This window comes from Trueperella sp. LYQ141, assembly GCF_046599555.1.
Taxonomy (GTDB): Bacteria; Actinomycetota; Actinomycetes; order Actinomycetales; family Actinomycetaceae; genus Trueperella.
On record NZ_JBKIWQ010000003.1, the window covers coordinates 46,211 to 57,318 of the forward strand.

The following is an 11,108-nucleotide window of genomic DNA, read 5'->3' on the forward strand; positions in this document are numbered from 1 at the left end:
TCCAATCACTGAGGAAGGCAAAGGCATGACCCGAATTCTTCTCCTGGAAAATCCCCACGACATCGCCGATTCCTCATTTAGCCGGTACGGAATTGAGGTTGACCGGATCGCCGGATCCCTCAACGAAGATGACCTTATTGCCCGACTCGCTGGTTACGATATGGTCGGCATCCGTTCAAAGACACGCATCTCTCGTCGGGTGATTGAATCCTGCCCAGATCTCGTGGCCATTGGTGCTTTTTGCATCGGAACCAACCAGATTGATCTAGAGGCCGCCTGCGATCATGGCGTCGCAGTATTTAATGCGCCGTATTCCAATACTCGCTCAGTTGTAGAGATGGCTCTGAGTGAAATGATTGCCTTAATACGTAATATTCCCGCCCAAAATCATGCTCTCCACAATGGGATATGGAATAAGACTGCTGCCGGCTCTCACGAAGTCCGAGGAAAGACGCTCGGCATTATCGGCTATGGTTCAATTGGTTCACAGCTATCTGTGCTTGCCGAAGCAGTGGGAATGAACGTCATTTTTTACGATCATGCCGAACGCCTTGCGTTAGGAAATGCCCGTCGCGTAAACACATTAACAGAGCTGTTGAGCACTGCTGATGCCGTGTCTGTGCATATCGACGGACGCCCAGAAAATACGGGATTTTTTGATGCAGAAAAATTCGCTTTGCTTAAACCAGGGGCAATCGTATTGAATCTTGCACGGGGTCACGTGATGGATCTTGATGCGCTACGCGAAAAACTCCTGGATGGCTCGGTGGCCGGCGCAGCAGTTGATGTTTTTCCAGCGGAGCCGTCTGGCAATGGTGAGGCTTTTTCGTGCCCGCTTAGCGACTTGCCAAACGTCATCCTCACTCCGCATATTGGTGGTTCTACATTGGAAGCCCAGGAATCAATAGGCCAATTTGTTTCTCATAAGCTCCTTGATTACTGGCGAAAAGGCTCCACAGATATGTCGGTGAACATTCCAAATATTGCCAGTGCCCCTACCGCGCAATCCAGCCATAGGGTCGCTTGGGTACATTGGAACACTCCTGGCGCTCTAGCGGATGTCAATAAATTATTTGCTGACGAGAACGTCAACATTACCTACCAGTCACTTGCCACACTTGGCGAATATGGATACATGGTGACGGATACTGACAGCGAGATTCCACCTCATATTTTGGAACGTCTCAGCCAGGCAAAAGCCCATATTCGTCTGCGACTTCTATGCCGTCCATAAACTGGCACGTTTTGTTGGCTTACTGCACTGCTTGCGAAGCGAGCAATGTTATATCAATGTGCTGGTAACGTAATGTGGCTGTACGACATGCAACGCGGTCGGATATTGCTTTTCGGGATGAGGCTGGCAGCGCATTGTAACCGTAGCGGCAGGTCAGCAGCCTAATATTTTCTCTCTTACCATGCCGGCACATCAAGGTGCCGATATGCCGATATGCCGATATGCCGATATGCCGATATGCCGATATGCCGATATGCCGATATGCCGATATGCCGATATGCCAGGGTATCCCATACAGGCGCTTCCCATACAGACATGCCTCCTTTCCTTCTCCTTTCCTTTTCCTTCTCTCCCCCTCCCACTTTCCTCCTCTTCACGCTTTCTCGCTCTTTTTCTTTCCCTATTCCTCTTCCCCTCCGAAAGCAGCACAACCTACTACCTCCCCTCCTGCACATCACGACATTGCAGGTATCACAAAAACTATTTCTCACGAAATCTGGGAACGAAGCGGGATTTTCACACCTCATGGCATAGCCCTACACCAGAAACCCCTGCCCCGTGACTCAGTAGCAGAGCAAGCAGGTCACGCCCATAGCTAACCTGTCTTCAGGGCGTGCACGCCGGTTCGCAGTGCATTAGGCTACGGAATAGTAACTAGAAATGTTAGCTACTGATTTGAGAAGGACATCTCATGGACCATATGGAGCGCGCACACTCGCACTACAGCGAAGGCGTCCCCACGCATATTAATCCTGTTACTGAGCCAATTGGCGAGCTTTTGTTATCTGCGGTCCGTGATTTTCCGCAGCGATGCGCCATTGATTTCTTGGCCCGCGAATACACGTATGCCGAAATCTTGGATGAAGTTCAGCGAGCAGCTCAAGTTCTTGCGATGTGCGGGGTCCGAAAAGGCGATGTCATCTCCCTTATCTTGCCTAATTGCCCGCAGCATTACGTGGCTTTCTATGCGGCAATGATGCTTGGCGTAACTGTGGCAGAGCATAATCCCTTGGCACCGCAATCCCAGATTGACGCTCAGATCGAGCGAATTGGATCGCGCGTTGTTATCGGCTGGGAGCAAACTATCGAAAAGCTGATTATTGACAACAACTTCAAGGGGCGCACGTATCTCGCTGTCAATCTCACTAAGGCACTGCCAAAGAAGTCGCAATTCCTTCTTAAGCTCCCGATTAAGGCTGCACGGGTTCAACGTCGTAAACTGCGTGGCGAGGTTCCTCCTGGTGTCCATTCATGGGATAACCAGGTTAAACACAATGCACCTTATCAGTTCACCGACGAGGACACTCCTGCCATCACAGATACTGCCGTTTTGCTCATGACGGGTGGAACCACCGGCACTCCAAAAGCTGTGGAACTATCCCACCGAGCTTTGCTTTCTAATACCGAGCAAAGCCGCCTATGGCTGAATGCATATAAACGCGGCGAAGAAACTGTCGGCGCTGTTTTGCCGTTCTTCCACGCTTTCGGTTTGCAGTTGTCGATGCTGGTGTGTGTATCTATGGCCGCTACTCAGGTCATGACTCCTAGTTTCGATGTGGATATTCTTTTTGCTGCACATAAGCGTCATCCCATCACGTTCTTCGGCGGCGTGCCTCCTATGTTCAAACGGATGCTTGACGCGATTGATAAGGGCGCAACCGCTGATTTATCAACGATTCGTTATTCGGTGTGTGGAGCGATGCCTCTTGATCCCGAATTGGCTCGGCGCTGGGAGGAACACTCGGGCTACATTATTGAGGGCTATGGTATGACGGAGGCTGCGCCGGTGATTTGCGGATCTCCAACTAGCTCTCATCGCCGTCCGTCAACGCTGGGTATTCCTTATCCGTCAACCGAGGTCCGTGTGGTTCATCCAGATAATCCGACGGTTGATCTGCCTGATGGAGAAATCGGTGAGATTATTGTGCGCGGCCCGCAGGTTTTCTCCGGGTATTACAAGGATTCAAAAGAAACCGCAACAACATTAGTTGATGGCTGGTTGCATACCGGCGATCTAGGCATGTGGGATGACGGTTTCCTGGTTATGGCTGACCGGCGCAAAGAGATGATTATTAATTCTGGGTTTAACGTCTATCCTTCTGAGGTTGAGTCTGCGGTACGCGATATGCCTGGCGTTGTTGACGTTGCCGTGGTGGGTATGCCTACTGATTCTTTCTCTGAATCAGTTGTTGCCGCCTTGGTGCTAGAGCCCGGAGCAAATGTTGATCTGGAAGCTGTGCGGCGGTGGACTGAAGACAAATTGGCGCATTATGCAATGCCAAAATCTATCGCTATCCTCGATGACCTTCCTCGTTCTCAACTGGGCAAGGTGATGCGTAAAAACGTCAAGGAAAAGCTGGCGACGCTGGAACTTGTTGCTGGTCAGTGGCGAGAGAAAGTCAGCGAGGCGTCATCTAAGGCAGCTCAACATATTGATGGATATGTCAGCACTGTTATGGATCGTGCTGCTGCGGCTCGATCAACTATCACCTCGTTGACGACGCATCACTCGAACCCTGATGAGTCTTCAGATGAGAGTGCTGGTAACAAGGAAGATTCTGAGCTCTCGCAAGAGGGTTCTTCGCCTTCTGATACAAACTGAGCGCTTATATATCTGTAGTTGGTTGTGGTGGATCTGGATAACTGGCAAGTATATCCAGATCCACCACAACCAACCAATCGTCTCTCTCCTACTTACTGTCGAGCTTTTTAACCGACTATCGTAAATGCTCTGCATCGGAGAAAGTTCTGTTTGCTTCTCTCCCCCCCCCTTCGGCGCACCATTCCAAAGCCACGCCGAAGGGAGTACTGACGAGAGCGCTATCATCAACCAAAAATTCCTCGCGCACGTGATAACGCTTCATTGATGCGCCGTAAAACAAGATCGCGCATATACGGGGTGCCATATTTTAGTAGTGCCATCTCTCCATTTAGGAGTTCTACCGAGTAGGAACATCTGGTTTTCAGTACCTAAAGTCTATTTTCCCCGATTGCCTATTGTTTAACTGTCTGACTCCGCAGAAGATCGCAACGTATCAATCGCTGCTTGAAAATCATCTAATGAATTGAAATTCGAATACACCGAAGCAAATCGCAAATATGCCACTGTATCTAATTTACTAAGTGGCTCTAAAATTGCTAATCCAACCTCTTGGGAGTCTACCTGAGCCGCACCTGAACCCCGCAAAGTTTCTTCAACCTGCTGAGCTAAAACTGCAAGCTGATCTCCAGTCACCGGCCGCCCTTGGCAAGCCCGACCAACACCGGAAATAATCTTCTCTCGAGAGAATGGCTCAGTCGCTCCGGAACGTTTACACACCATCAGGGTTGCTTTTTCCGTCGTAGTGAAACGCCGACCACATTCAGGACATTCTCGGCGACGACGGATCATCATTCCGTCTTCCGAAGTGCGCGTGTCAACAACACGGGAATCGTCATGGTGACAAAAAGGACAGAACATGTTCATAAAATACCGCCTTGCCCGCCATGCGGCAAACAAAAATCCTCATTAGGCAAGAGCAATACATCGGATATCAGCGAAAACTTCCACACTCTAGTACGCCGGTAGGATCAACTCCTGCCCAGCAACTACCGAAGCTGACTCCAGCCCATTGAGCTGAGCAATATCCGCAACGACTTGCTCCGGAGCAACATCCGCATCAATCGAATTGGCAATCGACCATAAACTCTCCCCCGATCCAACAGTCACCATTTCACCCGCTGAGATTCCGGGAGACACCAGATTGAATAACATCATGCCAACCAGCACGCCAAGCATAAGGACCGCTGCACATAACGCACTAAAACTTAACGCCCGAACTCGAGCCGATGAACAGCGCAAAGTGGCGCGCGAGGCGGCATCCTTACGTGGAGCCATTAGATAATTCTCTATTTGGTGCCCACGCCTATTATGTATCGCCGATGTAGATTCTGCCGCCGCTCCAGCATTTAGTAAAGCTTTATTACCCCGAGGAGCATAATGCGCAGCGCTTTTTCTACGAGACACCTCCACAAATTCAATGCGAGCTGACCGAGAATCATCATCCACCGCGTGCTGCTGTTGTGCCCAATCAATATCCAAGGAACTCGGAGCAGGAACGACTGATAGTAATACAGCCCGATGCGCATTCGAGCATGCTGAATGAATCGGAGCAGATTTTGCCGCGAAAGCTTCTCCGGCATCACCATTCTTTCCAGCTGCTACTGACACTGGGCGGATAATGCTAGAGCTCCGAACATTCTTGCCAGTTGCCGCACCCACAGCAGAACGTTTCCCGCGTGGCAAATAAACGTCATCAGCCTGCAGTAATGCTGACATAACAGCCTCCTCGAACACATGTTCATCGAACGTATGTTTGAATCATAGCAACCCACACTTGCAATGTCTAGAACGCGTGTTCGATGTAAATTAGAACACATGTTTGAATGCACGAATAAAATTAGCTATAATTAGAGGCGAGCAACACATAACAATATGCGGTACATGAAAGCCATATTGGTTTCCATCGCATTGAAGAGGACTAGGGAGGGAAGCCGATGCCATCGCCACATCACGCAATAACCGAGCGCCAAGCGGCCATCTTGCGCGTCATTTGCGATAAAATCTCAGCTCACGGCTATCCGCCAACCGTTCGAGAGATCGGCGATGCGATTGGATTGAAATCCCCATCCTCTGTCAAGTACCAACTCGATCTACTCCATAACGCTAATCTCATCGTGCGCGATCCGCGCCGCCCACGCACTTTAGATGTCACCGAGCTTGGTCGTACGCATGCTGGAATCACGGAACCTATTAACCATCCACGCCGATCTACTCAAACCGATCAGGTCGTATCAAATTCGGTAGCTTCTACCGCAATACCATCCTCCGAATCCATCCACGTTGCCCCTTATAAACAACCTGATAACTACCGCATCGACGACACGGAGTTCATCGTCAGCGATCCTGTTACTGTGCCAGCCGTTGGTCGTATTGCTGCCGGCGGTCCGATATTGGCAGAACAATGCGTTGATGACGTATTCACCCTCCCCCGTCAATTGACCGGCACCGGAGATCTATTCATGCTGAAAGTAGTCGGAGATTCCATGATTGACGCCGCAATATGCGACGGCGACTGGGTTGTCATCCGCAGGCAATCTGTTGCTGAGAATGGAGAGATTGTCGCAGCCATGATTGATGGCGAAGCCACCGTCAAGGCTTTTCAACGTAAAAGCGGGCACGTTTGGCTTATGCCACGCAACTCCGCTTACGCTCCTATCCCTGGCGACGAGGCAAGCATCCTCGGTAAAGTTGTCACCGTGCTTCGCGCGCTCTAAGGATCAATACTTTACCCAATCCCATTTACATGGCTCCACTAGCCAGGCTTTTACCTCCACCAAAGTCGATACCTATCCTCGGGTGGCGCCCAGGTACAAATCATTCAGTAGGATTACTACTCCCTATCCTCTTGGCCATCTTCATTATCTTGACCATCAACAATGTTCTCAGCAGAATCATTCTGGCGCGATTGCCCCGAACGCGCCAGGCGGCTGAGCTGCTCTAACACATAATCGCGATCAACAGTGCGCCACAGTTGCGGCATAGACGCAATAAGATAGCCAGCATAGCGCTTATAACGCAACCGAGAATCCAATACCGCAACCACTCCACGATCTGTTGTTCGACGTAATAACCGCCCCGCGCCTTGCGCCAACAACAGCGCCGCCTGGGGAACAGATACCGCCATAAACGCATTACGCCCCGCACGTTCTGCCGCCTCACAACGGGCTTGCGTTAGCGGTTCATTCGGACGCGGAAAAGGAATTCGATCAATAATGACAAGGCGATTCGTATCCCCTGGCACATCCACTCCCTGCCATAGTGACATCACACCAAATAGTGACGCGTGATAATCACTTTCAAACTGCTCAATAAGTGTTGATAGCTGGTCATCACCTTGACACAAGACCGGCGTATCAACCAAAGGTCGCACATAGTCAGCCGCTCGTTGAGCAGCCTCTTTCGATGTGAACAAACACAGCGCTCCGCCTTGGGAAGCCTGGATCAGATCCACGATTTCCTGCCGAAACACATCGTCATACCCTCCCTGCCCCGGCGGAGGTAAATGCGCAGCAACATAAAGTATGCCCTGACGATGCGGCGTAAAGGGCGAACCGACGTCAATGCCTTCCCACGGCCCCTGCTCTGGATAACTAAAACCCACTTTGTGGGCCATCGCATCAAAACTCCCACCCAAATGCAAGGTAGCTGAGGTCAAGATAGCCGGACGTTCTGCAAATAGCGTTCGCGCAATTCGCCCCGAGACGTCCAACGGAGCAAGATAGATAGTGCGCACCTCGCCATATTCGCCTAACCATGCCACCAACGAGCCGGACGTCACCGCCTCAGATAAACAATCCGTACAAAAGTCAGCCAATTGCATTGCCCGAACCCGCAACCGCTTCTTCTGGGCTGTTGCATCTTCAGTATTCTGCGGCATACCAGCAATATCACTCAATGCCTCTTGCACAGATCCAAGAAGTTGCGTCAAAACCTCACGCAATCCATCCGGAATCTCTGTCAGGCGCTCTACCGGCAGCGCATTAAACATTGCGTCAATATCGTCAGCAATTTCCAAGATCGAATCCGCCGAAAGGCCTGCTTGCCTGAGCAAACGTGCGAAAGAAGCAAGATCGAAATGAGATAACGAACGCGTCAATTGCGTTGTTACTCGCTCAACAAGATCATGGGCCTCGTCAATAATATACGCATCTGCTTGCGGCATAACCGGCGTTCCCGTCGTCTCAATACCAAGTAATGCATGATTAGTAACGACGAGATCCGCCTCCTGAGCAGCAGCTCGTGCCTGCATGGCAAAACAATCCGCAGCAAAAAGACAGGTCGTACCGACACATTCCTGTTTAGAAACAGAAATCTGCTGCCACACCCGATCGCCAACCCCCGGAACAAGATCGTCACGATCTCCAGTTGAGCTGCTAAGCGCCCACTGCCGAGCACGCACCACCTCTTCGCCCACTGCGCTCGCACCGAAAACACCCTCATCTCGGGAAATTAGCGAATCCTCGTCGGGCGAACCCGATTGAACTCTGCGCATACAGGCGTAGTTATTCCAGCCCTTTAACAGAGCCACCTCAACATGCTTGCCGTAACGCTGCGCGATTGCTTGCACAACCGCCGGCGCATCTGAGGTCATAATCTGGCGTTGCAAAGCCAAAGTTGCGGTGGAAACAATGGCCCGCTGCCCAGAAAAAGCAGCCCACGTCAGAGCTGGAACAAGATAACCAAAAGATTTTCCCGTGCCCGTTCCTGCCTGCACCATAATGTGTTGGGAATCAACGAGCGCCTGATAGACCTTATCCACCATGACAGCCTGACCGTCACGATATTGGCCTCCCATTAGCTCAATTAACACATTGAGAACTTCACACGGGTCGCATGCGGCCAATTCCTTAGCAATTTCCTCGGAAACTTCCTCAACAGATTCCTCGGTATCCCTCTGAACTTCAACCGGCCGCTCGGCAGACTCCGCCGTAGATTGTTCTGTAGGCTCCTCACTCACCAGATACTTCTCCGTATCCACGGCCTGCTTCCACTAGCCCTGCCTGACGCAAAACTCCCCATAACTCATGGGTCACTCGCGCCCGCATGTGCGTCCCGCCAGATTCATAGGATTGCATAAGAATCTCAGCATCTTCATGCAATCGATGCACCAGATCACCGCGATCATAGGGCACGAGAAGATCCACGGAAATCGTCGGGTGCGGCAACAGGGACTCAATACGATCGCGCAACTCCTCTATTCCTCGCCCGTCTGCCACAGAAACAACAACTGCCTCCGGATAGCGGGTGCGTAACAATGCGATATTAACTGGATCAGCGATGTCAGCTTTCGATAAGGCAATAATCTCTGGAATCTCGTGTACTCCATCAATATCTGCTAAGACGTGATGTACCGCATCAATCTGCCCTAAGGGGTCATCATGTGCCGCATCCACCACATGCAATAAGACGTCAGCGTCTGCTGCTTCTTCCAGGGTTGAGCGGAACGCCTCAATCAGTTGAGTTGGTAGGTTACGCACGAAACCAACCGTGTCCGTCAAGGTATATTCTCGCCCAGAACGGGTATAAGCGCGGCGTACCGTCGGATCTAAGGTTGCGAATAACGCATTTTCCACCAACACACCCGCACCCGTGACAACATTCATCAGTGAGGATTTCCCTGCGTTCGTATAACCCAAGATCACAACAGAGGGAACTGCGTTTTTCTGCCTGCCCTGACGTCGGGTCTGACGAGAATTCTTCATCTGAGCAATTTCTCGCCGCAATTTAGCCATACGCTGACGAATACGGCGCCGATCAAGCTCAATTTTCGTTTCACCTGGACCACGCGAGCCGATACCGGCACCACCGGCAACTCGACCACCTGCTTGTCGGGACATCGACTCACCCCAACCACGCAACCGAGGTAGCAGATATTCCAACTGAGCAAGCTCCACTTGCGCTTTGCCCTCCCGAGATCGGGCGTGCTGGGCGAAAATATCTAAGATAAGAGCCGTGCGATCAATGACTTTCACGTCGATCACATCTTCTAACGCACGACGTTGCGAAGGCGCCAATTCGCTATCGACAATAACCGTATCAGCACTATGAGCATGAACGATCTGCGCAAGCTCACGGGCTTTTCCGGAACCTAAATAGGTTGCCGGATCAGGATATGTACGGCGTTGCAGTACCCCATCGCACACCGTTGATCCTGCCGTATGCGCTAAAGCCGCTAATTCCCGTAGCGACTCTTCTCCAGCTTGCATATTGCCGTCCGTCACAACGCCAACCAGCACCACCCGCTCTAGGCGCAACTGCCGGTATTCAACCTCGGTAACATCTGTCAGCTCGGTCGATAACCCCGGAACACGACGCAAGGACGAGCGTTGTTCCCGCTCAAAGCCATCACCAGCCCAGCTTCCCGAATACGCCGGGTCAGCTTGCAGCGCAGTACCGTCATGAGACAAGACGTGAATCGGACGAGAGGATTTCGCGTTAATAAAGGACTCCTTCATTGGGTTACCTCTATTGTCTAACACGTGGGAGGTATTGGAAACAAGGACGCGGCTCAGACACCTGAAGTCACACCAGGTAAGGTATATCTCGTGACTGAGCACTATTTTTCTGCTGAGCCGATCTCTGATTCGCATGAGCGCGAGCTAGAGATTGATATTGCTGGCCATTCTTATCGCATACAAACCAGCTCGGGAATATTCTCTCCTGACGGGCTAGATAAAGGTACTGCTGTTCTCCTGCACAAGGGAGGGCTACCCGAGCTGACCACCGGAGCACGTATCGTTGATCTTGGATGCGGCTGGGGGCCACTGACTTTAGCGCTAGCTGCCCACTACCCCGATGCCCATGTCTACGGAATTGACGTTAATGCTCGTGCGCGAACCTTAGCTGCGCATAATGCTGCTCGTGCTGGATATAACAACGTCACAATCACTGAGGACGCCCCGCTAACTGACATTGACTTGTTGTGGTCGAATCCTCCTATCCGGATCGGCAAGTCAGCTCTTCACAATCTGCTAAGCCATTGGTTAGATCGGCTAGCACCACATGGCGTGGCATATCTCGTCGTTCAGCGTCATTTAGGCGCAGATTCCCTATTGAGCTGGTTACAAGAATCTGGCTATCCGGCGGATAAAGTAGGATCTCAGAAGGGATTTCGAGTATTGCGAGTGTATGGGTGCGGCGTGGCGTCATCTCGTTAAAACCACGCCGCACCACACCTCAATCGCTGTATCGCTTGTCGATCACTTTATTGATGTAGCCCCACGCAGTGTTAGCATTTCCAGTATGGATATATAGATTTCTACGTTCACATCA

Annotated in this window: 9 protein-coding genes; 4 read left to right on the forward strand and 5 right to left on the reverse strand. The window is 51.3% G+C overall.

From position 1 onward, the window contains the following. Window positions 1–25: 25 nt before the first annotated feature. Window positions 26–1,234 carry a phosphoglycerate dehydrogenase gene (serA, locus tag ACLHIJ_RS03220; RefSeq protein ID WP_411296140.1) on the forward strand — a complete coding sequence of 403 codons (1,209 nt, stop codon included), beginning with the start codon at window positions 26–28 and terminating at the stop codon, window positions 1,232–1,234. A 176-nt stretch (window positions 1,235–1,410) separates the two neighbouring features. On the opposite strand, the gene ACLHIJ_RS03225 is transcribed toward serA, so the two are convergent. Continuing rightward, a complete protein-coding gene (locus ACLHIJ_RS03225) occupies window positions 1,411–1,551 on the reverse strand; it encodes a hypothetical protein (RefSeq protein WP_411298458.1) in 141 nt (46 codons plus the stop codon). 374 nt (window positions 1,552–1,925) lie between these two features. On the opposite strand from ACLHIJ_RS03225, the gene ACLHIJ_RS03230 reads away from it, so the two are divergent. Then, window positions 1,926–3,836: an AMP-binding protein gene (locus ACLHIJ_RS03230; RefSeq protein WP_411296137.1), complete on the forward strand. Its 1,911-nt coding sequence runs from the start codon at window positions 1,926–1,928 to the stop codon at window positions 3,834–3,836. Between the two features lie 399 nt (window positions 3,837–4,235). Here ACLHIJ_RS03230 and nrdR read toward each other — a convergent pair whose 3' ends face one another. Further along, window positions 4,236–4,694 carry a transcriptional regulator NrdR gene (gene nrdR / locus ACLHIJ_RS03235; RefSeq protein ID WP_411296135.1) on the reverse strand — a complete coding sequence of 153 codons (459 nt, stop codon included), beginning with the start codon at window positions 4,692–4,694 and terminating at the stop codon, window positions 4,236–4,238. Window positions 4,695–4,787: 93 nt separating this feature from the next. Beyond that, window positions 4,788–5,552, reverse strand: coding sequence for a LysM peptidoglycan-binding domain-containing protein (locus ACLHIJ_RS03240; RefSeq protein WP_411296134.1), 765 nt, complete (start codon window positions 5,550–5,552; stop codon window positions 4,788–4,790). 218 nt (window positions 5,553–5,770) lie between these two features. On the opposite strand from ACLHIJ_RS03240, the gene lexA reads away from it, so the two are divergent. After that, on the forward strand, window positions 5,771–6,550 hold the full coding sequence (gene lexA, locus ACLHIJ_RS03245; protein ID WP_411296132.1) for a transcriptional repressor LexA: 780 nt from the start codon (window positions 5,771–5,773) through the stop codon (window positions 6,548–6,550). 116 nt (window positions 6,551–6,666) lie between these two features. Here the strand turns inward: lexA and ACLHIJ_RS03250 are convergent, their stop codons facing one another. Continuing rightward, window positions 6,667–8,793 carry an ATP-dependent DNA helicase gene (locus ACLHIJ_RS03250; RefSeq protein ID WP_411296130.1) on the reverse strand — a complete coding sequence of 709 codons (2,127 nt, stop codon included), beginning with the start codon at window positions 8,791–8,793 and terminating at the stop codon, window positions 6,667–6,669. Then, window positions 8,786–10,291 carry a GTPase HflX gene (gene hflX, locus ACLHIJ_RS03255; protein ID WP_411298459.1) on the reverse strand — a complete coding sequence of 502 codons (1,506 nt, stop codon included), beginning with the start codon at window positions 10,289–10,291 and terminating at the stop codon, window positions 8,786–8,788. The genes ACLHIJ_RS03250 and hflX overlap by 8 nt, the downstream gene beginning before the upstream one ends. A 90-nt stretch (window positions 10,292–10,381) precedes the next feature. On the opposite strand from hflX, the gene ACLHIJ_RS03260 reads away from it, so the two are divergent. Continuing rightward, on the forward strand, window positions 10,382–10,993 hold the full coding sequence (locus tag ACLHIJ_RS03260; protein WP_411298460.1) for a class I SAM-dependent methyltransferase: 612 nt from the start codon (window positions 10,382–10,384) through the stop codon (window positions 10,991–10,993). The last annotated feature ends 115 nt before the right edge of the window (window positions 10,994–11,108 follow it).

Excerpts from the sequence above, each read along its gene's own strand:
- hflX (WP_411298459.1), bottom strand. The coding sequence starts at position 10,291 with ATGAAGGAGTCCTTTATTAACGCGAAATCCTCTCGTCCGATTCACGTC.
- ACLHIJ_RS03225 (WP_411298458.1), bottom strand. The coding sequence starts at position 1,551 with ATGTCTGTATGGGAAGCGCCTGTATGGGATACCCTGGCATATCGGCAT.
- nrdR (WP_411296135.1), bottom strand. The coding sequence starts at position 4,694 with ATGTTCTGTCCTTTTTGTCACCATGACGATTCCCGTGTTGTTGACACG.
- ACLHIJ_RS03230 (WP_411296137.1), top strand. The coding sequence starts at position 1,926 with ATGGACCATATGGAGCGCGCACACTCGCACTACAGCGAAGGCGTCCCC.
- serA (WP_411296140.1), top strand. The coding sequence starts at position 26 with ATGACCCGAATTCTTCTCCTGGAAAATCCCCACGACATCGCCGATTCC.
- lexA (WP_411296132.1), top strand. The coding sequence starts at position 5,771 with ATGCCATCGCCACATCACGCAATAACCGAGCGCCAAGCGGCCATCTTG.
- ACLHIJ_RS03240 (WP_411296134.1), bottom strand. The coding sequence starts at position 5,552 with ATGTCAGCATTACTGCAGGCTGATGACGTTTATTTGCCACGCGGGAAA.